Here is a 23,344-nt window from a genome sequence, read left to right as displayed (position 1 = left end):
TAAACTAGGCGGGGTGCCGGGGCGTGCGCAATGGCCCACTCCCCCTGAATACTGGGGAGTTCGAGCGATCAGGGAGTCTCCATGGACGAACCGGCCGACATCGGGCGCAGAGTTCAGCGCCTGCGCGGCGAACTCGGTCTTACTCAGCGCCAGTTGGCGGAGCCTTCGTACACATCCGCCTACATCTCCACCCTGGAGTCGGGCAAGGTCCGCCCGTCCGAGACCGCGCTGCGCTACCTCGCCGGGCGACTGGGGACCTCGTACGAGGAACTCTCCACGGGACGCCCCGCCCACCTGGCCACGGAGCTGCGGCTCGCCCTCGCCGACGCCCAGCAGACCCTGGCCACGGGCGAGGCCGACGAGGCTGCCGACCGCTACCGGGGCCTGCTGGCCCGGGCGGAGGAACTGGCCCTGGCACCCGAGCAGGCGGAGGCCCGCCTCGGGCTGGGCGAGTGCGCACTGGAATCAGGCGAACTGGCCGATGCGATAGGTCACTTCGAGGAGGCGGAGCGGCTGCTGGCCGACGAGCCGCTCCCCCGGCGGGCCCGGCCGATCCGGGGACGCGCCGTCGCGCACCTGCTCTCGGGCGAGCTGCGCTACGCCTGCTACCTCCTCGAATCCACCATCGAGGAGCTGGGCGCGAGCGGGCTCGCCGATCCCGAGGCGCTGGTGCTGCTCTATGCCGCGGTGATCGGGCCGTACATCGACATGGGCGCCCACGCGCGCGCCGCGCGCGCCGCCGAACTGGCGCTCGCGCTGGCCCCTCGGGTCGGCGATCCGGCGCTGGTGGCGGGGATGCACCGGCAGGTGGCACGGACCTTCCTCGCGGAGGGGCGGGTCGCCGACGCCGACGCCTCCCTCGCCAAGGCCCAGGAGATCTACGGGCAGCTGCGCCTGCGGACCGATCTGGCGCACTGCCACTGGATGCGCGGCTACGTCCAGGCCCAGAACGGCGAACTCGCCTCGGCGGAGCAGGAGCTCCGCACGGCCCGGTCCATGCTCTCGGCCCGGCGGGCCGCCCTGTACACGGCGCAGGTGGAGGTGGAGCTCGCGGACGTACTGCGCCGGCTCGGCCGGTACGAGGAGGCCGCCGCGCTGCTGTCCGCGCTGCTGGAGCTCGGCGAGCGGCACGGAGCGGTGCACGCGGGCGGTGCCCACCGGCTCCTCGGGCTGATGGCCGAGGAGCGCGGTGAGACCGATGCCGCCGAGCGGCACTACGTACAGGCACTGGCGCTGCTGGAGCGCAGCGGGGCGACGGGTGATCTGGCCGACCTGTGCCGGCTGCTGGGCGATCTGCTGCGGCGGACGGGCCGGGTGGAGGCGGCGCTGGACGCGTACCGCACGGGGCTCGGGCACCGCGCGGCGCCGGGCACCACCACGCTGGGCCCGGCGCCGGCGGAGCCGGGGGGCGTCTCGTGGATCGCGCCGTGAATCCGGCGTGATCCACGGGACACCCCCCGAGGTCGGTCAGTGGTTCTCGGTGGGCCGGAGGTCGTGCGGAATGAGCGTCCAGGTGGTGGCCGCGGCGGCGACGGCGAGGGCGCCCGCCATCAGGAACGCGGGTGTGATCGCCAGGGTGTAGGCGTGCGAGGCCGCGTCGAGCAGGGTCTGGCCGACCGCGCCGCCGAGGCGCTCGGCGGTGTGCGCCGCCTCGCCCACGGAGTCCCGTACGGCGGCCGCGGTGGGGCCGTCCAGTTCCAGGGCGGGCAGGTTGCCCCGGTAGAGGGCGGCGGCCGTGGAACCGAGGATGGCGACGCCCATGGCCGAGCCCAGTTCGTAGCAGGTCTCCTCGATCGCGGCGGCGCTGGAGACCTCCGCCGCGGGGGCGGCGGAGATCAGCGTCACCGAGGCGACCGTGGTGGCCATGCCGGCGCCGAGGCCCATGACGGTCAGCGCGGCGGCGAAGGCGGGGTAGCCGAGGTCGGTGAACTGCTGGAACGCCCAGGGCAGGGCCATTCCCGCGGCGAGTACGACCAGTCCGGCGCCGAGCACGTGGCGGATCGCGAAGCGCTGCATGAGGGTGGGGGCCACCATCGAGGCGACGATCAGCGCGAGCGGTGCGGGCAGCAGGCGCAGGCCCGCCTCCAGCGGGGTGTAGCCCTGGCCGTACTGGAACCACTGGGTGACGAGGAACAGGATCGCGCCCATGCCCACCATCGGCAGGAAGATCGCGGTGGCGGCGACGCTGAAGGCCGGCTTGGCGAACAGCCGCACCTGGAGCAGCGGGTTCGGCACACGCAGCTGACGGCGTACGAAGACGGTCAGCGCCACGGCGGCGACGAGGAGCAGGGCCCAGGGCAGCGGGTCGGCGACACCGCTCTTGCCGAGCTGCTTGATGCCGCCCGCGAGGGCGAGCATGCCGACGATGGACTGGCCGACGCCCCACCAGTCCCAGGCGCCGGTGGTGCGCGGGGCACGCGATTCGGGGAGGTAGCGCAGACCGGTCGCCATGATCACGGCGGCGACGGGGAGGTTGAGGAGGAAGGCCGAGTGCCAGCCGTAGTCCTGTACGAGCAGCCCGCCGACGACCGGGCCGAAGGCCATGCCGCCACCGAAGACGGCCGCCCAGACGGCGAGGGCGAAGGCGCGCTCCTTGGCGTCGGTGAAGACGCTGCGCAGGATCGACAGGGTGGAGGGCATGATGGCCGCGCCGCCGACGCCGAGCAGGGCACGGGCCGCGATCACGTGCCAGGCCTCGGTGGACAGCACGGCCACCAGGGAGGCCAGCGAGAAGATCGCGAAGCCGGTCATGAGCAGCCGCTTGCGGCCCCAGCGGTCGCCGAGCGCGCCCGCGGTGACGAGCAGGCCGGACAGGGCGAGCGCGTAGATGTCGATGATCCACAGCTGCTGGACCGCGCCCGGCTGGAGGTCGCCGACGAGGGAGGGGAAGGCCACGTTGAGGATCGTGGTGTCCATGGAGATCAGCAGGAGGCTGCCGGAGAGGATCGCGAGGACGATCCACCGACGGGGGTCCTGCGTGGGGGTGTGCATGGGAATCCGTTCAGGGTTGAGCGGGGCTCGGGTTCGGGGTTTCGGGGGTTCGCGGTTCGGGTTTCGGCCGCGCGCAGGGCGCCGGGCGGGACCATGCGCCGAGCGGTGCGCCGGGCGGTCGGCCCTGCTCCGGGCGGTCGGCCGTGCTCCAAGCGGTGCGCTAGGCGGTCGGCCGTGCTCCGCCGAGGAAGGAGGTGAGGACCAGGTGGCCGATCTGGCGGGGCGCGAGGTGGCCGTCGCGCACGCCCTCGGCGGCGGCGTCGAGCAGGCCCCAGAGCGAGTACCAGATCCAGTAGGGCGGGAGGTCGGTGCGCAGCCGCCCCAGCCGCTGGCCCAGCGCGAGGAAGGCGAGGGCCCGCTGGTCCTGCCGGTCCAAACCGGCCCGGAACTCGGGGTCGGCGAGCACGGTGGCGTCGCGCGAGGTGAAGCCGTACAGGTGCGCGGCGGGCAGCAGTGCGACGACCAGTTCCTCCAGGGCGGCGTCGAAGGCCGCCCCGTCCGCGCTCTGCGGCAGATCGGCCGGGGTGAGGCAGGCGTCGACCACCTGGATGGCGCGTACGGCGACGGCCTTCAGCAGGGCCTCGCGGGTCGCGTAGCGGCGGCTGAGGGTGGCGCGGCTGGTGCCGATGCCCGCGGCGATCTGCACCATCGAGGCGCTGTGGTCGCCGGCGAGGACACGGGCGGCCGCGTCCAGCAGTTCTTCTTCACGCACGAGAGTGAGCCTCCTTCGCCTCGCTTGATACAAAACTGTCTCATGCGAGGCGAAAAAGGTCCACTCCTTGCGCCTGTTTCCCTACCTGATCACGATCACGTGGCGCCGGCCGGGCCGCCGGCCGGACCTACTCCCCGTTGGTGCGCGCGCGTGCGCCCTCGCGGGTGCGGGACGCGGTCTGGGCGCGCTGCGGGTGGCGGCGTACGTACTCGTGCTCCAGCTCGTTCATCCGCTTGGTGTGGGTGACCAGGGCATCGTCGGACCCGTGCAGCAGGGTCTCGTGGCGCGTGCGGTGGATGGCTTCCAGCTCCTTGAGGAGCCTGCCCTCCTCCAGCTTGCTCGCCGACGGACCGCCGTCGTGCTCCGTCATGTCGCGTGCACCTCCTCGGCACGAGTCCTGCGGGCTTCGTCCCCCGCCTCCATCATGCGCCGCCGGGGCCCCGGCCGCCGATCTCCGCCACGAGGGCGCCGCAGAAGGCCTTGAGGTCGCGCGGCCTGCGGCTGGTGATCAGGGTGGCCGGGGCCGCGCGACAGACGTGGACCTCCTCGTCGACCCAGGTGCCGCCGGCGTTGCGGATGTCGGTCGCCAGGCTGGGGTACGAGGTCAGGGTCCTGCCGCGCACCACGTCGGCCTCGACCAGGGTCCAGGGGGCGTGGCAGATGGCGGCGACGGTCCGGCCCGCATCGAAGAACCCGCGGACGAACGCGACGGCCCGCCGGTCCATGCGCAGGGCGTCGGGGTTGGCGAGGCCGCCGGGCAGCACGAGCGCGTCGAAGTCCTCCGCCGGATCCTCGCCCAGGACGTGGTCGACGGCATGGGCCCCGGCCTTGTCGAGGTGGTGGTAGGCGCGGACGACTCCCGGTTTCGTGGAGACGAGCCGGGGGATCGAGCCCGCTTCCAGTACGGCCTTCCAGGGCACGGTCAGTTCGACTTCCTCGACGCCCTCGGGCGCCATCAGGAACGCGATGCGCATGCGGGTGGCCTCCTTCCCTCCTCCCAGAGTGCCCGCCCTTGCGGGATCCGGGCGCGCGGGAGCCCGCGAACGGGGGTTCGCGGGCACGCGGACGGCAGGTGTAGACACTGTCTACGCCGACTGGTAGACAGTGTCCATGGACGACCGGGAGAGACCGCTCCGGGAGCGGCTGATCGACGTGGGTGTGGAGCTGGTGACGACCGAGGGCACCGGCTCCCTCGGGCTGCGGGAGATCGCCCGCCGGGCCGGGGTCTCGCACGGGGCTCCGCGCCGGCACTTCCCCACCCACCACTCCCTGCTGTCCGCGATCGCGCGGCGCGGGTTCGCGGATCTCGGGGCGCGGTTCGCCGCGGCGTGCGCCGGGGAGCCCTCCCCGCGCGGGCAGGTGCGGGCGCTGGGGGCCGCGTACGTCGGCTACGCGCTGGAGCAGCGCGGGATGTTCGAGCTGATGTTCCGTCACGATCTGCTCGACAGCACGGGGCAGGAGCCCTCGGACGGGCCGAGGCTCCGGGAATCGACGGTCCCGCTGTTCGGGCTGCTCGTCTCGCTCGTCTCGCGCTGCGGGGCGGCGGAACCGGCGGTCACGGCGGCCGCGCTGTGGGCCAACCTGCACGGCGTGGCGCAGTTGTGGGGCTGGGGCAGTCTGCAGCTGGCGGTGGCCGGTGACGGGATCGTCGTCGAGCGCCTGGTCGACGCGGCGCTGGACGCGCACCTCGGGCCGGACCCCGGGCCGGATCACGGGCCCGACCTCGGTCCGGCGGCCGGGAGCGCCTCGTGAGGCCCCGGCTCGCGCTGCTGGTCAGCGTGGCCGGAGCCATGATCGTCGCGCTCGACGGCACCGTGCTGAGCGTGGCCCAGCCGAGCCTGCGACGTGACCTGGGAGCGAGCCTGGCACAGGTGCAGTGGACCAGTACGGCCTATCTGCTCGCGGTCGCCGCGTTCCTCGTCGTCGCCGGGCGGCTCGGCGACCGGTACGGACACACCCGGCTGCTGCTGACCGGCGTGCTCGGCTTCGCCGCGGCCTCGGCGGGCATCGCGTACGCGCCCGGCGTGGGCTGGGTGATCGCGCTGCGCGGCGCCCAGGGGGTGTTCGGCGCTCTGCTCCAGCCCGCGACGCTGGCGCTGCTGCGCCTCGCCTACCCGCCGGAGCGGCTCGGCACCCCGGTCGCGGTGCGGACCAGCGCGATCGGGGTGGCCGCCGCGGCCGGTCCGCTGCTGGGCGGTGCGCTGGTCGGCCAGTGGGGCTGGCGGGCCGTGTTCGTGATCAACGTGCCGGTCGCCGTGCTGATCGCCGTACTGACCCTCGCCGTACGGGCGCCCGCGCCCCCGCGCGAGAGGTCCGGGCGGCTGGAGTTCACCGGCTCGGCCCTGCTCACGGCGGCGCTCGCGGTGCTCGTGCACGCGCTGGTGGGGGTGCCCGCGTACGGGTGGCTGTCCGCGCCGACGCTGCTGGGGCTCGGCGCGGCGGCGGGGCTCGCGGTGGTGTTCGTACGCTGCGAGCGGCGGGCCGCGCGGCCGCTGGTGCCGGTCGCCGTGGCGCGCTCGGTGCCGGTGGCCGCCTCGATCGGACTGCTGCTGGCCGTGTCCGCGGGGCTGTTCGGGGCGCTGTTCACGGCGACGTTCCGGCTCCAGGACGGGCAGGGGCTCGATCCGCTCGCCACAGGGCTGCGGGTGCTGCCGCTGACGTTGGCGATGGTCGCCGGGGCTCCGGTGGCCGGACTCGCGCTGCGCCGGTTCGGCCCGCGGCGGACCGCGCTCACCGGTACGGGGCTGGTCGCGGTCGGCATCGCGGGGCTGGGCCCGGCTTCCGGGGTCGCCTTCGGGGTGCTGGGCGCCGGGTTCACCGCCGTGATGGTCACCGCCACCGGGACCGTGGTGGGTGAGGCCCCGGCCGGGTACGCCGGGGTGATCGGCGGGCTCAAGCAGACGGCCATGAACATCGGCCCGGCGCTGGGCATCGCGGTCGCGGCGGGTGCCGGGGCGGGCGGGCTCTCCCTCGCGGCACTGGCCGCGCTGGCCCTCGTAGGACTGGCGCCGGCGTCACTGCTGCCCGGACCCGGCCGCGCGGGCCGTGCAGCTGCGGGCGACCTCGTCGGCGAAGACCAGGGCCGGCGGGGCGAGGGCGGACCAGCGGCGGACGGCCCAGCCGACCGCCAGGGGCGGCAGGCCGGGAATGGGGACGAGCCTGAGGGGGCCGTCGGTGCCGGGGACCCGCCAGCCGGGCAGCGCGGGCACGACGGCGTGGCCCAGGCCCAGTTCGGCCAGTAGCAGGGCGGTGTCCCAGTCGGCCACGCTGGTGTCGGAGCGGACCCGGATCCCCGATTCCGCGAGGGCGGCGTCGAGGTGGGCGCGGGAGGCGGAGTTCTCCGGGAGCCGGATGTGACGGATCCCCGCGAGGTCGGCCGGTTCGATGCGGGCGCGGGCGGCGAGGGGGTCGTCGGCGCCGACCGCGAGCACCCAGGGGAGCTCCATGACGGGAAGCTGTTCGATGCCCCGGACCGGCGCCCCGATGGTGATCCAGGCGAGGTCGAGGTCGTCGGCGGCGAGGGCGTCGAAGCAGCTGCGGCTGGAGTTCTCGGTCTGGAACTCCAGGCTCACCCCGGGGTGGCGGCGCCGGAAGGTGACCACGGCCTCGGACATGAAGTGGCGCACGGTGGTGGCGCCCGTGGTCACGCGCACCGTACCGCCGCCTCCCCCGGCGAGTTCGCCCAGGCGGCGCAGGGCGCCGTCGAGGCCCGCGATCCCGTCGGCGGCGGCCGCCTGCAGGATGCGGCCCGCCTCGGTGGGCACGACTCCGCGGGCATGGCGTTCCAGCAGGCTCATGCCGGTCCGCTGCTCCAGCCGCCGGACGTGCTGGCTGACGGCGGACTGGGTGCGGCCCAGGTCACGCGCGACGGCGCTGAGACTGCCCGCGCGGCAGACGGCCACGAACACACGGAGATCGTCCAGGGTCACGAGACCCAAGGTATCGCTTGGATGTGGTGAGCAAATCGGAGGATTGACTTGGGTTTTGGGCCGGCCCAGGATCGATGCAGGCCCGGGCGGCAACCCGTCCGACGCCTCCGCCACGGGGTCCGGACCCCAGGCTGAGGCGAGGACGGGTGCCGACCCGTCAGCAGTGGCTCACGGCGTGAAGGTCCAGCGTTGGGCCGGGCTGTTGTCGCAGGCGGCGCGGGTGAGGACGGTGCCGTTGGTGGTGGCGGAGCCGGCCGGGGCCAGGCACTGGCCCCCGTTGCGCAGGGTGCTCTGGGGGCCCGCCTGCCAGGTCTGGCCGGAGCTGCCGTCGCAGGTCTGGACGGTCACCCGGGAGGCCTTCGCGGCGTCGAGGCAGACCCCGGCGAGGCCGGTGAGGCGGCCGTCGGGCTGGAGGGTCCAGCGCTGGTTGGGGCCGCCGTGGCAGGTGTAGAGGGTGGGTTCGGTGCCCGGGGCGGTGGCGCTGTGGGGAAGGTCGACGCAGCTCGCGGAGGCCGCGTTGACGAGTTCGGCGTTGGCCGGGAGCGGGGCGGGGCGGCCGGTGAGGGTGATCTCGGCGGCGCTGCTCCAGGGGCCGCGGCCGCCCGCCTCGGTGAGGGCCTTGAGGCGGAGGTAGCGGCCCGCCTTCGGGGAGAGGGCGGTGGTCTTGGCGGCCGCGGTGTCCGCGAAGGTGCCGCTGCCCACCGGGGTGCCCCAGTCGGCGGTGGTGTCGGAGACGTAGACCTCGTAGGAGCCGATCCGTCCGTTGACCCCGCCGTCCTGGCGGGGCAGGTAGCCGAGGCCGTCGACGGTGTGGCGGGACCCGAGGTCGATCTGGATCTCGTGCGGGAGCGCGGCGGGCTTGGAGGAGGACCAGGCGGTGTGCCACATCGTGGCCGGGTTGCCGTCGAAGGCGTTCGCCGCGGCGCCGTTCTCGGCGGCGGTCTCCTGGCTGTCGGCGTACACCAGGGACCAGGCCGACTGCGCGATCGGCGCGGAGGAGGGCAGGGCCTCGGCCGCGGGGACGCCGGTACCGGTGGCCGAGACGGTGAACGCGCCCGTCTTCGTGCCGGTCTTGACCCACAGGACTCCGGAGCGGTCGGCGGCGTCGAAGAACCATCCGGTCGCGGCGGCGTCGTAGGCGGCCTTGGAGGTCTGCCGGGTCAGTGCGGCGCCGTCCGCCGTGACGGCGGTGGGCGCCGAGGCCACGTGGAGGGTGAACTCGTAGCCGCGGGAGGCCGGTTTGCCGGCGTAGTCACCCGTGGGGGCGCCCACGGAGACGGTGACCGTACCGGAGCCGGTGGTGGGGGCGGTGACGTCGACCTGCTGGCGGGCGTAGGCCCCGGACTGGTGGGCGCGGGTGAGGCCGTCGTCCTCGTACAGGCTGAAGGAGGAGGCACCGCGCGGGTGGATGTCGTAGGTGAGGGTGGAGACCGGCTTCTCCCCCGTGTGGTTCATCTGCGGCCACATGGGCACGATGCCGCCGCCCTTCACGAACAGGGGCAGGGTGTCGAGGGGCGCCTGGTAGCCGTTCAGCCAGCCGGGGCCCGCGTACGTCTTCCCGGTCCAGTAGTCGGTCCAGCTCCCGGCCGGGAGGTAGATGCCGTCGCGGACGGAGGTGTCGGAGACGACGGGCGCGACGAGGAGGGAATCACCGGCCATGAACTGGCCGCTGGTGAGGTTCCCCCTGGCCACCGGGTCGTCGGGGTACTCCAGGACCATCGCGCGGGTGCTGGGGACGCCGCTCTCGTGGGCGACTCGGCTCATCGTGTACAGGTACGGCATCAGCCGCATCTTCAGCTGGAGGTACTTGCGGTTGATGGACTGGTACGGCTCGGCGAAGCGCCAGGGCTGCTTGTCCTGGTAGCCGGCGGACGGATTGGTCGCGCCCCAGCCCGACATGGTCATGAAGGCCGGCGTGAAGGCCTTCCACTGGAGGTCGCGCGTGAACGTCTTGGGGCTGCCGCCGAAGATGCCGTCGACGTCGCCGGAGGCGTAGTTGAGAGCGGACAGGCCCGCGCCGGCGATGGCGGGGACGTGCCAGCGCATGTCCTCCCACGTGCCGTAGGTGTCGCCGGTCCAGACGACGGCGTTGCGCTGGGTGCCGGCCCAGCCGTCGACGGTCCAGACGTAGCGGCGGGCGTCGGAGTTCTTCTCGATGCCGTCGACGGCCTGCTGGACGCCCTGGAAGGCGGTCTTGTAGCCGCCGCCGATCCAGGCCACGTCGGTCTTGACGCCGCGGGTGCCGGCGGTGCCCACCTCGTCGGCGATGGAGCCGAGACCGGTGGAGGTCCACAGGCCGGTCTGGAAGCCCTTGGCCTTCAGGGCGTCGACGGTCGACTTGAGGGGCGCGGTGTAGCCGCAGCCGTAGCCGTCGTTGGGCAGGAACCAGCCCGAGGGCATGTCGGCGGCGCGCGCGTCGGTGGCGTACCCGACGACATCGGGGGTGGTCTGGTGGCGCAGCCGGTCGTGGTCGCCCTGGTAGGCGGGGTTGGAGGCGTTGAAACAGTCGGCGTTGCCCAGTTCGAAGCCCCACATCGGCGCCATGAACGGCTTGCCGCTCACGTCGGTGTAGGCGTCGAGCACGGACTTGAGGGAGTCGCCGGTGAAGTACCAGGCGTCGAAGCGCTTCTCGTCGTGGGTGAGGGTGCTGGGCGCGTTGAAACCGTACGAGCCCGGGGCCCAGGTGTTGCGCATGACGCCGTAGCCGTTGGTGGACATGTAGAAGGGGGCGGGGCTGGCGTTGTCGTTCTCGCGCCACTTGTTGTCGACGGCCACCGGGACGGTCTTGCCGCGCAGGGCCCATTCGCCGAGACGCAGGCCGGTGCCGTAGAACTGCTCGTCCGCGCCGCGGGCCAGGTACTGGGTGGTCTGGCTGTTGGTCCAACCGGTCGGCTGCGTCTCCTGCCAGACGAGGGTGGTGTTGTCGGCGCGGTAGACGGAGAACTGGAGGGGCGTTTTGTTCACCCTGATCGAAAGCGCTCCGGTGGTGATCCGGAAGTACGTGCCCGCGTCCGCGTAGGTCGTGGCGACGGATCCGAAGTCGGTGGTCGGAGCCAGGTCGGAGCCTGCCGGGTCGTTGGTGAAGGTGCCGTCCGGGGAGAGCCAGAGCCGGAAGATGTCGGCGCGGGCGATGACCACGCGGGCCTTGGCGCCACCGGACGCGGTCACGGTGAAGGTGTTCCCGGACTGGGTGAAGCCGGTGACGTTGCCCGCCGTCGCGGTGGCGCCGGAGGGGGCCGCGGCGGCCGGTGTGGCGACGGGCCCGGCGGCGGCCAGACCCAGGACGGCGAGGGCGCCGGCGAGCAGGGCGGCGCGCAGGCGGCCGGCCCGGGGGCGGATGCGGGGCAGTCTCATGGGGCAGCTCCTCGTGCGGTCCGGATCACGAACACAGCTCTTTGGCATGCACCTGGCAACTTGCACCGGCAACATAGCGCGCACGGGGCTCCACTTGAAGGATGATGCTCGAAATTGCCGCGGATCAAGCAACTTTGAGCATGAATCTCGCCCGGCTTCCTCCCGGCTCCGAAACGACCGAGTGCCGAACCGGCCTACCGGGAAGGCCGGTTGTCGGTGCCCGCCCCTATCGTGGCGCCATGGAGATCACCAAGGAGACTCTCGCGGAGGCCTGGCAGCGGACGGCCTCGCGGCACCCCCTGCTCGACGGGGTCGGACTGCCGCCCGTGGCCCTCTCGGACGACGAGCTGGAGGAGTGGGCCGATCTCGCCGAGGAGTCGGAGGACAGCGGCCTGTGCCTGCTCCTGCACGAGAACGGTACGGTGCACGGCCGTCACGCCTCCTACCAGGAGACCTTCGCCACCCGCGACCTCGACCAGGTGCTCTACCTCATCGCCGAGGCCACCGTGCGCCGGCGCGGCGGCAGCCTGGAGGAGGTGGCCGAATCCCTGGAGCGGATCGATCCGGTGTGGGGCAGACGGTTCCGCGGTGGCGGCCCGGACGACACGGGGACGGTCGAGGCGTGCGGGCACGACCCGCTGGAGGGACTCGCCTGGATGGCCCGGTCCTGGCGAGAGCAGGACCCGTACACGACGCTCGCCTTCTTCCGTGCGGCGCCCGGGCGAACCGTCGACGCCGAGCAGCTGGCCCTGCAGTACGGGGCCGATCCCGCACAGGTCACCGGGGGTACGCGGCTGAAGGACCTGCGGGCCGCGGACGACGGCCGGGCCCACTGGGACCGCCAGTGGGAGAGCTGCTGCTACGGGCAGGCGGGCGGGTGGACCTTCCTGCTGCACCACGACACGCCGCCGGGTTCCTTCGCCGACAAGGAGGCGTACGCGGCGCTCGGGATCAAGGAGAGCGTGTGGCTGACCGCCACCTCCGCGAAGGCCATGTACACGTTCGACTACGTCCGGGACGGTCGCCGCGTCGCCGACGACTCGGGCGCCCTGGAGCTGATCCGGTACGACCACGGCCGCGCCCCTCACCTGCGGGGCGGCGAGCTGGACTTCCTCAACCGGGCCCTGCGCCGCGCCGAGCTGGACCACCCCGGACTGACCGACACGTTCGAGCTGTACTTCCACGCCCTGGAGGAGTCCCTCGGCCTGCGTCTGCCCCGCCGGGACTTCGAGGAGGGGGAGGTGCGGGCGGCGTACTGGGCCGGAGACCGGCGGTGAGTGCGGCGTGGGGGTGCCCAGGCGCCCCGGGGCCGCTCAGAGGACGCTCAGAGCACGACCGTCAGCACGGGCGCGGCCGCGGAGATCCGCCGGTGGCCGCAGGGTTCGAAGGCCAGTACCACCGGCTCCCCCGGGCGCTGGCGCCAGGAGATCCGCTCCGCCGCTCCCCCGCACACCGGGCAGCAGGGCAGCGGGCCGGGCTCCGGCGGGCACTCGGGGGCCGCCGCGAGGGGCGTGCGTTGCGGATCGCGCATGGAGGCTCCCTGCTGGTGCGGGTGGACTGATCGCACTGTGCCATGGCGGGGCCCCTCACCGCACGGGCGAATCCTCCAGTGTTCTGGCTGGTCAGAGGTGTGGTCGGCAGGGGGATTCCGGTCCTCTTGGGGGCACTTGGTGATCAACCGCTCCCGCCCGCCGCCGAGACCAGGCCGGATTCGTACGCGGCGATCACCGCCTGCGCCCGGTCCCGGACGCCCAGCTTGCCGAAGATGCCCGTGATGTGGTTCTTGACCGTGGAGACGCTGATGTCCAGCTCTCGGGCGATCTCTGCGTTGTCCAGGCCGGTGGCCAGCAGCTGCCAGATCTCCAGCTCGCGCGGGGTCAGCTCGGCCGGGACCCCGGCCGCAGGCGGACGGGCCCGGGCGGGGGTGCGTACGTAGGCCGAGATGAGCCGGGTGAGCAGCCTCGGCGCGACGGCGGCCTCGCCGGTGTGGACGATGCGGACGGCCGCGCCGAGCTCCTCCGGGGAGATGTCCTTGGGCAGGAAGCCGTACGCGCCGGCGCGCAGGGCGGCGACCACGTACTCGTCCATGTCGAAGGTACTGAGGGCCAGGACGCGGGCGTCGGGGACGGTCCGCGCGAGCTCCTCGGTGGCCTTGACCCCGTCGAGGACCGGCATCCGGATGTCCATGACGACCACGTCGGGCCTCAGCTCGGCGGCGAGGGCGACGGCCTGCGCGCCGTCCTCGGCCTCTCCGACCACCTCGAACTCCGGGTCGGGGCCGAGGATCAGCGCGAGTCCGCGGCGTACGAGAGGCTGGTCGTCCGCGATGAGGATCCGGATCACCGGGTCGCCTCCGCTTCGGCCGGTGCCGGGAGGCGGGCCGCGACCCGGAAGCCGCCGCCGTCCTGGGCACCGGTCTCCAGGGTTCCGCCCTGCAGGGCGACGCGCTCGCCCATGCCGATCAGCCCGTAGCCGGGCCGGTGGGCGGTCCGGGCGGCAGGCGGCGGTGTTCCCGGGCCGTCGTCGCGGACCTCCACCGCCACCTCGTCGGGCCCGTAGGTGAGTCGGACACGGGCGCGCGCCGCACTGCCCGCGTGCTTGCGGGTGTTCGTCAGCGCCTCCTGCACGATGCGGAAGACGGTCAGGCCGACGGTGGGCGCCAGCGGGCGGACCGGCCCCTCCACGGTGAACTCGGTCTCCGTGCCCGACAGCCGGGCCTCCGCGACGATGCGGTCGAGATCGCCGGCGCCGGGCTGCGGCGCCGGCGGGGCTTCCTCCGGTTCCTCGCCGGCCCGCAGCACGTCGAGGAGCTGGCGCATCTCGCGCAGCGCGAGCCGCCCGGAGCCCTCCAGGGTGACGAGGGCCTCGCGCGCCACCTCCGGATCGTGCGCCAGGTTGGCGCGTGCGCCGCCCGCCATCAGCTGCATGGTGGTGATGTGGTGGGCGACGATGTCGTGCAGTTCGCGGGCGATCCGGCGGCGTTCCTCGGCCACCGCGCGGTCGGCGAGGAGCCTGCGGTGGGTCTCGGCCTCCCGCTGGCGGCGGCCCACCACCTCGGCCGCGACGACGATGAGCCCGGCGACGAGGGCGTTCCCCAGCAGCGCCGACCAGCCGAACGGCAACGGCCAGCCGCTCTGGCCCGCGGGGATGAGCGGCACCGCGGCGAGGGCCGTCGCCGCGGCCACGACCGGGGGACGGGAGCGGGCCACCGAGTACAGGGCGACGACCACGGTGAGGGGGAAGCGCGGGGCGAGCGGGGCGACCAGGTTCAGCACCACCCCGAGTGCCAGTACGGCCGCGAGGGCCGACACCGGGTGGGTACGGCGGGCGAGCAGGGGCAGCGCGCAGAGCACCGGGATGACGGCCAGGGCGAGGGAACCGCCCTCGGCGTGGGTCGCGAGGGAGAACCCGATGAGGTCGGTGGCGGCGGCCCCGACCGCGACGAGGGCGTCGTTGCGCGTCCAGGCCGAGCACTGGGCGGCGCCGTCCGCGCGACCCTCGGCGACCGGGCCCGCGGCCCCTTCTGTGGGCAGGCCCGCGGAACGCGGGGCCCCGCCATCGACGCCGCGGCCCTGCCCGCGCACTCCGACCCGGTCGGCGCCCTCGCCACGGTCGGCGGCCCCGGACACGCCCCCGTCGACACCCCGGCCCCGACCGTGGCCGTCGGCCCCGTCGGCGCCCACGCCCGCGCCGCGGTCCGTGGACCTGGGCACGCCTCCACCGACACTCCGGCCCCGACCGTGGCCTTCGGCCCGGTCGGCGCCGACGTCGGCGCACCGGTCTTGGGGCCAGGACGCGCCGACGGCGAGACCCCGGCCCGTTCCGTGGCCCCCGGCCTGAGCCGGGCCGCTGGACGCGCCCCGGATCGTGCCGCCATCCGCAGGCAATCGCGTACCGACCGGCCCCTCGCCCAACGTCATCGTCGCGGGTCCTCCCACTCCGGCCGGTCCCCCGGCCCGGTGCCGGGGAGCGCGTGGCCGCGTTGTCCGGTGGTCCATTCTGGCACCGGCCGCGCCCCCCGCCATCGGCCCCGGGCCGGATCCCGACCAGGACCCGAGTCCTGGTCGCGGCCCGCCCCCGGACCCCGGTACCGGCGCCCGGCTCCTCCCCCGACCCGACGCTTTCCGGGCCCGGCCCTGATGGTCTGGAGTCCGGTCGGGAACCCCCGGCCGACACCACACCGACCTGAGGAGAACAGTGATCCGCGCCCTGACCGGAGTCTCGACGAGGCATCCGTGGAAGGTCATCGCCCTCTGGGCGGTCCTCGGAATCGCCCTGACCATCCTGGGCCAGGCGTTCGTCTTCCGCGCCACCCAGACCGGCAACGGCGGGTTCCTGCCCGCCCAGTACGACTCGGCCGCCGCCCTGGAGATCGCCGAGGAACATTTCGGGGCCGATCCGGACGCCAACCCCCTCACCGTGGTGGTGGCCCGGTCGGACGGCGCCCCGCTCGGCGCCGCCGACGAGGCCCGCATCGACGCGGAGGCCGCGCGCCTGGCGCGGACCCGGGTCGTCATGCCGCGGACCAAGGAGACGATGCCGTTCGCGCAGGACCATTCCCAACTCCCCCGGGTCGGCCCCGCCATGACCGCGCCCGACCGCTCCTTCCGGCTGCTGACCGCCGAACTGACCGGCAATCCGGCCGATCCGGGGATGCTCGACACCTATCGGGCCTTCCGGGACTCCGTACGTGAACAATTCGCGCGCGAGGGCCTGCGCACGGGCTTCACCGGCGGGCTCGCCGACCGCGTGGACACGGCGGACGCCGAGAAGACCAGGACGATGGTGGTCGGCATCCTCATGCTCGGGGTCATCGTCCTCCTGCACGTACTGGTCTTCCGCAGCGTCCTCGCGGCCCTGCTGCCGCTGCTGGCCGTATCCGTCATCGGCGGGGCCGCGGCCGGTGTCGTGGTGTTCACGGCGCTGCTGACCGGGACCGGACTGGCCGATTCCACACCGGGGCTGATCAACGTGGTCCTGGTGGGCATCGGCATCGACTACTTCCTCTTCCTGCTGTTCCGCTTCCGCGAACAGCTGCGCCGCCACCCGGACCAGACGGGGCGCGAGGCCGCCTCCGAGGTCGCGGGACGCGTGGGTACGGCGATCACCTCCGCGGCGCTGACGATCGTCGCCGCGTTCGCCACGCTCGGGGTGGCCTCCTTCGGCCAGTTCCGGGTGCTCGGGCCCGCCATCGCCCTGTCCGTCCTGGTGATGCTGCTGGGCAGCCTCACCTTCATGCCGGCCCTGCTCGCGGTCGCCGGGCGCAGGATGTTCTGGCCCTCCCGGTCCCTGAAGCGCGAACCGCGTCCGGGCGCCGCCGCGCGTACGGGTGAGTTGGTGGCGCGGCGGCCGCTCGCGCTGGTCCTGGCCTCGGTGGCGCTGCTCGGCGGGCTGGCCGCGGGAATGCTGGGGATGCGGATGGACTACGGGCAGGGCGGTGCGGGCGGGGAGCGTACGGCCTCCGCCGTCACCGCGGCGGAGATCGCGCGGGCGCTGCCGGCCGGGATCTCGGAGCCGACCAGCGTGTTCGTCACCGCGAAGGACGGCTCCGTGCTCGGCGCCGAGCGGCTGGGCGGGCTGTCGCGGGCGCTCGCCGGGGTCGACGGTGTGGGCCGGGTCGCGGACACGGTGCTGAGCGAGGACCGCCGGGCGGCGCGGATCGACCTCTTCCTGACGGCCGACCCGCAGCGGCAGGAGGCACGCGACCTGGCGTCCGGCCCGGTCAGGCAGGCGGTCGCCGCGAACACTCCCGCCGGTACGCAGGCCCATGTGGGCGGGACCGCGGCCCTGTTCGCCGACGTCTCGGCGGCCGTGGACGAGGACCTGAAGGTGGTCTTCCCGGTGGCGGCGGCCCTGATCGCGCTGATCCTGTTCGCACTGCTGCGCAGTCTGCTCGCCCCGGTGATCCTGCTGGCCGCCGTCGGCCTGGGCTTCGCCGCCACGCTCGGCGCCTCGACCCTGCTCTTCCAGCACGCCCTGGGGCGGCCCGGGGTGGACTTCACGCTGCCGCTGGTGCTGTTCCTGTTCGTGGTCGCGCTGGGCACCGACTACAACATCCTGATGAGCGACCGGATCCGGGAGGAGATGGAGCGGCCCGGCCCCGCCCGCGCGGCGGTGGGGCGGGCCGTGCGGCACACGGCGCCCGCGATCGCGACGGCGGGCCTGGTGCTGGCCGCGTCCTTCGGGAGCCTGGCCGTCAATCCGGCCCCGTCCACGCAGCAGATCGGCTTCGCGACGGCCCTCGGGATCCTGTTCTCGGCCTTCGTGCTGTCGATCGTGCTCGTGCCCGCGCTGGCCGCCCTGCTGGGGCGGGCCACGTGGTGGCCGGTGCGGCCGCGCCCGGCCCGCGGGGCCGCCGGTCCCAAGGAGGCCCCGGACCGGGTCCTGGTCGGCTGAGCGGCGGGCCGTGTCCGGATGGGCCTGCGCGCGGGGCTCGACGGACCCCGCCCGCGCCCGGGACCGAACGGGCCTCGGCCGCGCCCGGGACCGAACGGGCCTCGGCCGCGCCCGGGACCGAACAGGCGCCGGCCGCGCCCGGGACCGAACAGGCGCCGGCCGCGCCCGGGACCGAACAGGCGCCGGCCGCGCCCGGGACCGAACAGGCGCCGGCCGCGCCCCGTTCCGGGCGCGGCCGGCGCCCTCGGCGTCAGGCGAGTTCGCCGACCTCGGGATGCTCCCCCAGCCAGGCGCGGACCGCTTCCTGCTCCCGGCCCTTCCCGGTCTCCTGGATCTTCGCCTCCAGGCCGGTCAGCTGCTCTTCGGTGAGCTTGAACGAGCGCAGCCAGGCCGCCACTTCGGGCTCGTCGGCGGCGAAGCCCTTGCGGGCCAGGCTGTGGATCCCGTCGCCCTTGCCCCAGGCCCCCTTGGGGTCCTGCAGCTTGGTCAACTCGTACGTGGAGTACGCCCAGTGCGGCGACCACAGTACGACCGCGACGGGCTCCTTCTTCTCGTAGGCCCGCTTGAGTTCGGCGAGCATGCCGGGGGTGGAGCCGTCGACGACCTCGTACTCCGTGTCCAGGCCGTACTCCTTGAGGACCTTGTCCTTGAGCGCCCCCATCGCGCCCGCGCTGGGCTCGATCCCGATGATGCGGCCCTTGAACTGCCCGGACCTGCCCTTCAGATCGGCCAGCGAGTGCACGCCCTCGACGTAAGAGGGCACGGTCAGCTCCAGTGAGGTGGGTCCGTACCAGGAGCCGAGGTCCTCGAGCCGGTTGCCGTACTTCTGCCAGTACTGGGCCTGGGTGACGGGCAGCCAGGCGTCGGTCTGGAAGTCCAGCTGCCCGCCCGCGAGCCCGGTGAACAGTGCGCCCAGCTCCAGCTGCTTGGCCTCGACCTTGAAGCCCCGGCGTTCCAGGAGTTCCTTCCACAGGAAGGTGGAGGCGGTGCCCTCGTCCCACGGGATGTAGCCGACGGACAGGGTGCGGCCCTTGCCGACGTTCTCGGCGCCGGTCGGCCCGTCCTGGGCGGAGGAGCCGCCGAAGGTGTTCAGGCCGCCCGCGACGAGGGCCAGGACGACGGCCCCGGTGACGGCGAACGCCGGCTGGGGGCGGTGGCTCCACACCTTGGCCGCGCCGGTGGCGGCGGACCGCGCCTTGGCGAGGGCGCGCCGGCCCAGCGGGGAGACCTGGCGGCCGAGCGCCCCGGTCATCCGGTCGAGGTACATGGCGAGGATGACGATGGCGATGCCGGCCTCGAAGCCGAGGCCGATGTCGACGCTGCCGATGGCCCGGTAGACGGCGCCGCCGAGCCCGCCGCCGCCGACCATGCCGGCGATGACGACCATGGACAGGCCGAGCATGATGACCTGGTTGACGCCCGCCATGATCGTCGGCAGGGCCAGGGGCAGCTGCACGCGGACGAGGGTGTCGCGCGGGGTGGTGCCGAACGCCTCCGCGGCCTCGACCAGTTCGGAGTCGACCTGGCGGATGCCGAGCTCGGTCATCCGTACGCCCGGCGGCAGCGAGAAGATGATCGTCGCGATGATGCCGGGCACCACGCCCACCCCGAAGAAGATGATTCCGGGGATGAGGTAGACCATGGCCGGCATGGTCTGCATGAAGTCCAGGACCGGCCGCAGCAGGGCGCTGACCCGGTCGGACCTGGAGGCCCAGATGCCGAGCGGGACCGCGAAGAGCAGGGTGACGAGGGTCGCGACCAGGACGAGGGAAAGGGTGGACATCGCGTCGGACCAGAGGCCGACGGAGTCGACGAGCGCGAAGCCCGCGAAGGCGAGGAGACCCGCGAGCAACCCGCGCAGCCACCAGGCGCCGAGCGCGAGGATGCCCGCGAACAGCAGCGGGGCAGGGGCGGAGAGGACGGCGTCGATGCCGTCGTAGAGGCCGGTGACGAGCGCGCTGATGGCGTCGAACAGCCAGGACAGATGGCTCTGGAGGAAGTCGACACCGCTGTCGACCCAGGCGCCGAGGTGCAGTCGGGGCATCAGACGGCCACTTCCGCACAGGCCATCGGGGGCCGTTGTTCGTCGCCGATGAAGGCGATGAGCCGGTCCTGCGGCACGGAGCCGACGACGGTGCCGTCCCCGTCGGTGACGGCGACCGGGTGCGGGACCAGGGCGCTGACCGCGCACAGGTCGGCGAGCGGGGTGTCGGCGTGCACGGTCGGGCAGCCGCAGGCGGCCGCCTCGGGCTCGTCCATGAGGGCTTGCGCCGTCAGCACCCGCGAACGGTCGACGTCCTGCACGAAGGAGGCGACGTAGTCGTCGGCGGGGCGGATGAGGATGTCCTCGGCGGTGCCCTGCTGGACGATGCGGCCGTCACGCATGACGGCGATGCCGTCGCCGATCCGCATGGCCTCGTTGAGGTCGTGGGTGATGAAGACGATGGTCTTCTTGAAACGTTTCTGCAGTTCGAGGAGCTGGTCCTGCATGTCGCGGCGGATCAGCGGGTCCAGGGCGCTGAACGACTCGTCCATCAGGAGCAGGTCGGCGTCGGTGGCCAGGGCCCGGGCGAGGCCGACGCGCTGCTGCATGCCGCCGGACAGCTCGTCGGGCCAGGAGTTCTCCCAGCCCTCCAGGCCGCACAGTGCCAGCGCCTCGGCCGCGCGCCGGTCGCGCTCGGCGCGGGGCACGCCCTGTACCTCGAGGCCGTAGCCGGCGTTCTCCAGGACGTTGCGGTGCGGGAAGAGCGCGAAGTGCTGGAAGACCATGGATATCTTCGTGGAGCGTACGCGGCGCAGTTCGCCCGCGCCGAGCGCGGTGAGGTCCTGGCCGTCGAAGAGGATGCGCCCCGCGGTGGGCTCCAGCAGTCCGTTCAGCATGCGCAGCAGCGTGGACTTCCCGGATCCCGACAGGCCCATGACGACGAAGATCTGGCCGGCCTCGACGCGGAACGAGGCGTCGATCACCGCCGCCGTTGTTCCTTCGGCACGCAACTCGTCGCGACCGGTGCCGCCTTCGAGCGCGCGCACCGCGTCGCCGGGTCGTCGTCCGAACACCTTGTAGACGTGCTCGGCTTGGAGCGTGGACACATACACCTCACGGGTCGTACGGGTACGGCGCGCCGGGCGGGCCGGCGGGCCGTAGAGCGGGACGGGATCTGCCCGTGTGCGCCTCGCCTCCGGCACGCAAGGCCGGAGTGCTCGGTTCCGCTCCACGTCGACCATGCCCCGCATTCATTCACCTAAGCAAACTCGGGCGTGATCCTCGTCACTTGAGGGGCCCCGGGTCCCCGCCGGAACCCACGCCGCGGGCAGGTCGGCCGACGGCGGGTGGCGCCCGCCCAGGACCGGAGTTGGATCGCCGGCCCGGCGACTCCGGGGCGGCCGGGGGATGTGAGCTACATAACGCGGTAGCCGCCGGCCGTGTGGTGGAGCCGGTCGCGGTGGAGGACCAGCCGGTCCCAGGCGGGGAAGGCCAGGTCGGTGACGGCGAGCAGTCGGCCGGAGCCGTCGTGCAGGGTGCGGCGCGCGGTGAGGCCGCAGGCGGCGGACGCGACCGGGGGGTGGGTGGTGCGGGTCATGGTGAGGGTCTCGGTGATCCGGCCGTCCACGGCGGCCCGGTCCAGCCAGCGGTGCAGTGCGCGCGGGTCCACGTCACCGGCCGCCGCCACCCGGTCGCGGCAGCGGGCGAGTTCGGGGCTCCCGGCGATGGCCCCGGGGCTGAAGTAGGTGACGGCGTCCCGCAGCACCTCGCCCGCGGGGCCGCGTTCACGCCTGTGGTGCACCAGCGTCCGGTCCCCGCCGCGCATGCCGAGCAACTCGGCGAGCGAGGGCGGGACGCCGACCAGGTCGACCCGGCTCAGGTCGGCCCGGTCCGGGGCGATCCGGGTCGAGGCGGTCCGGGTCGAGGCGGTCCGGGTCGAGGCGGCCCGGTTCGAGACGGACGGGCCGGGGTGGGGCGCGGCGCCGGGTGCGGATTCCGCGGCCCGGGTCGCCATGGCGGCAGCGACCGGACGGGTGCCCCGGCGGCCCGTGACCACGAGGCCGTCCTCGCGCAGGTGCTGGAGGGCGGCCCTGATGGTCTGCCGGTTGACCTGGTAGCGGGCGGCCAGGGTGCGCTCGGAGGGCAGCCTGGCCCCGGGGACGTGCGCGGTGCGGTCGAGTTCGTGCCGCAGCGCTGCGGCGATCCGCTGGTACTTGGGCATGGCGGCCGGGCCGCCGCCCCGCGAAAGGGAGGGCATGGCTTCTCCTCTGACGGGTGGTCAAGGACTGCGCGGTCTGCCGGACCAACCTAGCATTGGTCTATACCTCTGGTGAGGGGGTCTCCGCTGCCGCTGCCCACGTTGGCCGATTCCTTGCCTCGGCCGTACGCTGACGCACCGCGGAGCCCCCGGGCGACCGGTGCGCCCGGACCACCACCAGACCCACGCGAGGAGACCCCGGAAATGTGGCGCATACGATCGAACCGCCCGGCTCCCGTGCCCGTGCGGTGCGGTGACGGCCGCCACGTGCTCCACACGGCGAGACTGGTGCTGTTCACCCCCCGTGATGTGCTGGACATGGAGATCGGCAGGGCCACCGGAGCCGACGCCGTGGCACAGCGGTGGCTCGGCTGGCCCGTCGACACGCTCGTGAACGCCGAGACCGCCGAGCACCTCCTCGGCATCGACGACGGCAACCGCACCGAGCGGCTCCGCGCCTTCCCCGCCCCCATGCGCCGGGAGCTGATTCTGCCGACACCGCCCCCCGGCCCCGGGCTGACGCAGTGGCTGGTCGCCGTCGACCGGGCGACCGGCCGTGTGGCCGGGGCGAGTTCACTCACCCCGGCGGAGGACGGCTCCCTCGGCCTGCAACTCGCCCCGGCCTATCGCGGCCAGGGGCTGGGCACCGAAGTCGTCGCGGCGACCGCCCGGTTCGGCCATGCCCACTTCGGGCTGCGATCCGTACGGGCCGGCGCGGAGACGTCGAACGACAACTGCCGACGGGCCCTCGACGCCGCGGGATTCGAACCGTGCGACGGGCCCTCCCGGCACACGCTCCCCGACGGTCGGGTGATCGACTCGGCCTGGTACCGGCACACCGCGGACGGTACCTCCCACTGCGCCTCGGTCCGGGCGAGCGCGGCCGCACGGAGGTGACCGGGCCCCGCTAGTGCTGTGGCCGGAAAGGTTTGCCGGGTCGCGGTGTCCGGTGCGGTGCATCGCAAGGCGGAGGGCCTCGGCTCGTACTGGACGTACTTGCGAGGGCCGACAACGCCGCGAGGTGCCGTGCCGGGCGCCGTGACCCGGTGAATCTTTCCGGTCACAGCACTAGGTGTATTGCCCAGTGAGGTTGGTGACGCGGCTGGCGGGTGGTTTGCCTGCGAGCGCGGTGTGTCCGCGGTGGTGATTGTAGGTGTGGAGCCACTGTGGGAACGCGTCTCGTCGTTCCTGCTCTGACCGGTAGGGGCGGGCGTAGGCCCACTCGTCCAGCAGGGTGCGGTTCAGCCGTTCGACCTTGCCGTTCGTCTGGGGCCGGTATGGCCGGGTTCGCTTGTGGGTGATCCCGGCCGCCGAGAGGGCGTCGCGCCAGGGATGCGACCTGTAGCAGGCGCCGTTGTCGGTCAGGACGCGTTCGACGGTGATCCCAACGCTGGCGTAGTAGGCCTGGGCCCGCTGCCAGAAGGCGGTGGCGGTTTCCTTCTTCTCGTCGGTGTGGATCTCGCTGTAGGCGAGGCGGGAGTGGTCGTCGACGGCGGTGTGGATGTAGCTGTAGCCGGCGCTGGAGCGGTTCTTGCGGCCGGCCTGGCGGCCGAGGGTCTTGTGTCCGCCGCCGTCGGGGATGTTCCCGAGTTTCTTGATGTCCACGTGGACGAGTTCGCCGGGCTTGTCGCGTTCGTAGCGGCGAATAACGGCACCGGTGGCCCGGTCCAGGTGCGTGAGACGGGCCAGGCCGAAGCGCGTCAGGACCCGGTGCACGGTCG

18 protein-coding genes and 1 pseudogene are annotated in these 23,344 nt (G+C 73.6%); 6 read left to right on the top strand and 13 right to left on the bottom strand.

What is annotated here, in order from left to right:
• Positions 1-81 precede the first annotated feature (81 nt).
• Positions 82-1,431, top strand: a complete 1,350-nt coding sequence (locus ACIQ5Y_RS20300) for a tetratricopeptide repeat protein (protein WP_403881905.1) — start codon at positions 82-84, stop codon at positions 1,429-1,431.
• 36 nt (positions 1,432-1,467) lie between these two features.
• On the opposite strand, the gene ACIQ5Y_RS20295 is transcribed toward ACIQ5Y_RS20300, so the two are convergent.
• The 4 genes from ACIQ5Y_RS20295 to ACIQ5Y_RS20280 all read right to left on the bottom strand — a co-directional run bounded on the left by ACIQ5Y_RS20295 (position 1,468) and on the right by ACIQ5Y_RS20280 (position 4,677).
• Positions 1,468-2,991, bottom strand: a complete 1,524-nt coding sequence (locus ACIQ5Y_RS20295; protein ID WP_403881902.1) for an MFS transporter — start codon at positions 2,989-2,991, stop codon at positions 1,468-1,470.
• 160 nt (positions 2,992-3,151) lie between these two features.
• The gene (locus tag ACIQ5Y_RS20290) at positions 3,152-3,703 is read right to left on the bottom strand and encodes a TetR/AcrR family transcriptional regulator (RefSeq protein ID WP_403881899.1); all 552 of its coding nucleotides are present in this window, start codon (positions 3,701-3,703) and stop codon (positions 3,152-3,154) included.
• 127 nt (positions 3,704-3,830) lie between these two features.
• On the bottom strand, positions 3,831-4,073 hold the full coding sequence (locus ACIQ5Y_RS20285) for a DUF6158 family protein (protein ID WP_376659170.1): 243 nt from the start codon (positions 4,071-4,073) through the stop codon (positions 3,831-3,833).
• Positions 4,074-4,125: 52 nt separating this feature from the next.
• Positions 4,126-4,677 carry a type 1 glutamine amidotransferase domain-containing protein gene (locus ACIQ5Y_RS20280; protein WP_403881896.1) on the bottom strand — a complete coding sequence of 184 codons (552 nt, stop codon included), beginning with the start codon at positions 4,675-4,677 and terminating at the stop codon, positions 4,126-4,128.
• A gap of 136 nt (positions 4,678-4,813) precedes the next feature.
• Between ACIQ5Y_RS20280 and ACIQ5Y_RS20275 the strand changes: the two genes are divergently transcribed.
• Both ACIQ5Y_RS20275 and ACIQ5Y_RS20270 read left to right on the top strand, forming a co-directional pair.
• Positions 4,814-5,455 (top strand): TetR/AcrR family transcriptional regulator, encoded by a 642-nt coding sequence (locus tag ACIQ5Y_RS20275; protein WP_403881893.1) that lies wholly within the window; start codon positions 4,814-4,816, stop codon positions 5,453-5,455.
• A gap of 38 nt (positions 5,456-5,493) precedes the next feature.
• Positions 5,494-6,621: pseudogene (locus ACIQ5Y_RS20270) on the top strand (MFS transporter); the annotation flags it as partial.
• A 96-nt stretch (positions 6,622-6,717) separates the two neighbouring features.
• Here the strand turns inward: ACIQ5Y_RS20270 and ACIQ5Y_RS20265 are convergent.
• Both ACIQ5Y_RS20265 and ACIQ5Y_RS20260 read right to left on the bottom strand, forming a co-directional pair.
• Entirely contained in the window at positions 6,718-7,632 is a 915-nt protein-coding gene (locus ACIQ5Y_RS20265; protein WP_403881890.1) for a LysR substrate-binding domain-containing protein, read from the bottom strand.
• 168 nt (positions 7,633-7,800) lie between these two features.
• Positions 7,801-10,986, bottom strand: a complete 3,186-nt coding sequence (locus ACIQ5Y_RS20260; protein WP_403881887.1) for a TIM-barrel domain-containing protein — start codon at positions 10,984-10,986, stop codon at positions 7,801-7,803.
• A 239-nt stretch (positions 10,987-11,225) separates the two neighbouring features.
• Here ACIQ5Y_RS20260 and ACIQ5Y_RS20255 point away from each other — a divergent pair, with 239 nt between their 5' ends.
• A complete protein-coding gene (locus ACIQ5Y_RS20255; RefSeq protein WP_403881884.1) occupies positions 11,226-12,263 on the top strand; it encodes a hypothetical protein in 1,038 nt (345 codons plus the stop codon).
• A 47-nt stretch (positions 12,264-12,310) separates the two neighbouring features.
• On the opposite strand, the gene ACIQ5Y_RS20250 is transcribed toward ACIQ5Y_RS20255, so the two are convergent.
• The 3 genes from ACIQ5Y_RS20250 to ACIQ5Y_RS20240 all read right to left on the bottom strand — a co-directional run bounded on the left by ACIQ5Y_RS20250 (position 12,311) and on the right by ACIQ5Y_RS20240 (position 14,699).
• Positions 12,311-12,517 (bottom strand): hypothetical protein, encoded by a 207-nt coding sequence (locus tag ACIQ5Y_RS20250; RefSeq protein ID WP_403881881.1) that lies wholly within the window; start codon positions 12,515-12,517, stop codon positions 12,311-12,313.
• A 143-nt stretch (positions 12,518-12,660) separates the two neighbouring features.
• Positions 12,661-13,329 (bottom strand): response regulator, encoded by a 669-nt coding sequence (locus ACIQ5Y_RS20245; RefSeq protein WP_403881878.1) that lies wholly within the window; start codon positions 13,327-13,329, stop codon positions 12,661-12,663.
• A complete protein-coding gene (locus tag ACIQ5Y_RS20240; protein ID WP_403881876.1) occupies positions 13,326-14,699 on the bottom strand; it encodes a sensor histidine kinase in 1,374 nt (457 codons plus the stop codon). Before ACIQ5Y_RS20240 ends, ACIQ5Y_RS20245 begins: the two co-directional genes overlap by 4 nt.
• Before the next feature lie 484 nt (positions 14,700-15,183).
• Here ACIQ5Y_RS20240 and ACIQ5Y_RS20235 point away from each other — a divergent pair, with 484 nt between their 5' ends.
• Positions 15,184-17,382 (top strand): MMPL family transporter, encoded by a 2,199-nt coding sequence (locus tag ACIQ5Y_RS20235; protein ID WP_403881873.1) that lies wholly within the window; start codon positions 15,184-15,186, stop codon positions 17,380-17,382.
• 250 nt (positions 17,383-17,632) lie between these two features.
• Here the strand turns inward: ACIQ5Y_RS20235 and ACIQ5Y_RS20230 are convergent, their stop codons facing one another.
• The 3 genes from ACIQ5Y_RS20230 to ACIQ5Y_RS20220 form a co-directional block, all read right to left on the bottom strand.
• Positions 17,633-19,426 carry an ABC transporter permease/substrate binding protein gene (locus tag ACIQ5Y_RS20230; protein ID WP_403881870.1) on the bottom strand — a complete coding sequence of 598 codons (1,794 nt, stop codon included), beginning with the start codon at positions 19,424-19,426 and terminating at the stop codon, positions 17,633-17,635.
• Complete coding sequence (locus ACIQ5Y_RS20225) at positions 19,426-20,472, bottom strand: glycine betaine/L-proline ABC transporter ATP-binding protein (RefSeq protein ID WP_403882272.1); 1,047 nt, start codon at positions 20,470-20,472, stop codon at positions 19,426-19,428. The genes ACIQ5Y_RS20230 and ACIQ5Y_RS20225 overlap by 1 nt, the downstream gene beginning before the upstream one ends.
• Before the next feature lie 308 nt (positions 20,473-20,780).
• Positions 20,781-21,623, bottom strand: a complete 843-nt coding sequence (locus tag ACIQ5Y_RS20220) for a GntR family transcriptional regulator (RefSeq protein ID WP_403881867.1) — start codon at positions 21,621-21,623, stop codon at positions 20,781-20,783.
• Between the two features lie 204 nt (positions 21,624-21,827).
• Between ACIQ5Y_RS20220 and ACIQ5Y_RS20215 the strand changes: the two genes are divergently transcribed.
• On the top strand, positions 21,828-22,520 hold the full coding sequence (locus ACIQ5Y_RS20215) for a GNAT family N-acetyltransferase (RefSeq protein WP_403881863.1): 693 nt from the start codon (positions 21,828-21,830) through the stop codon (positions 22,518-22,520).
• Positions 22,521-22,691: 171 nt separating this feature from the next.
• Here ACIQ5Y_RS20215 and ACIQ5Y_RS20210 read toward each other — a convergent pair.
• Positions 22,692-23,344, bottom strand: a 653-nt coding sequence (locus ACIQ5Y_RS20210; protein WP_403881860.1) for an IS481 family transposase, incomplete at its 5' end; no start/stop codon positions are given.

The organism is Streptomyces sp. NPDC096339 (genome assembly GCF_044762985.1).
In the GTDB taxonomy this organism is placed as follows: domain Bacteria; phylum Actinomycetota; class Actinomycetes; order Streptomycetales; family Streptomycetaceae; genus Streptomyces.
Note: the sequence above shows the minus strand (reverse complement) of the source record. Positions and strands in the feature narration are given on the sequence as shown.

What these genes read in the sequence shown, in the direction of transcription:
- ACIQ5Y_RS20300 (WP_403881905.1), top strand. Translation starts at nt 82, where the DNA reads ATGGACGAACCGGCCGACATCGGGCGCAGAGTTCAGCGCCTGCGCGGC.
- ACIQ5Y_RS20295 (WP_403881902.1), bottom strand. Translation starts at nt 2,991, where the DNA reads ATGCACACCCCCACGCAGGACCCCCGTCGGTGGATCGTCCTCGCGATC.
- ACIQ5Y_RS20285 (WP_376659170.1), bottom strand. Translation starts at nt 4,073, where the DNA reads ATGACGGAGCACGACGGCGGTCCGTCGGCGAGCAAGCTGGAGGAGGGC.
- ACIQ5Y_RS20280 (WP_403881896.1), bottom strand. Translation starts at nt 4,677, where the DNA reads ATGCGCATCGCGTTCCTGATGGCGCCCGAGGGCGTCGAGGAAGTCGAA.
- ACIQ5Y_RS20275 (WP_403881893.1), top strand. Translation starts at nt 4,814, where the DNA reads ATGGACGACCGGGAGAGACCGCTCCGGGAGCGGCTGATCGACGTGGGT.
- ACIQ5Y_RS20260 (WP_403881887.1), bottom strand. Translation starts at nt 10,986, where the DNA reads ATGAGACTGCCCCGCATCCGCCCCCGGGCCGGCCGCCTGCGCGCCGCC.
- ACIQ5Y_RS20255 (WP_403881884.1), top strand. Translation starts at nt 11,226, where the DNA reads ATGGAGATCACCAAGGAGACTCTCGCGGAGGCCTGGCAGCGGACGGCC.
- ACIQ5Y_RS20250 (WP_403881881.1), bottom strand. Translation starts at nt 12,517, where the DNA reads ATGCGCGATCCGCAACGCACGCCCCTCGCGGCGGCCCCCGAGTGCCCG.
- ACIQ5Y_RS20230 (WP_403881870.1), bottom strand. Translation starts at nt 19,426, where the DNA reads ATGCCCCGACTGCACCTCGGCGCCTGGGTCGACAGCGGTGTCGACTTC.
- ACIQ5Y_RS20220 (WP_403881867.1), bottom strand. Translation starts at nt 21,623, where the DNA reads ATGCCCTCCCTTTCGCGGGGCGGCGGCCCGGCCGCCATGCCCAAGTAC.
- ACIQ5Y_RS20215 (WP_403881863.1), top strand. Translation starts at nt 21,828, where the DNA reads ATGTGGCGCATACGATCGAACCGCCCGGCTCCCGTGCCCGTGCGGTGC.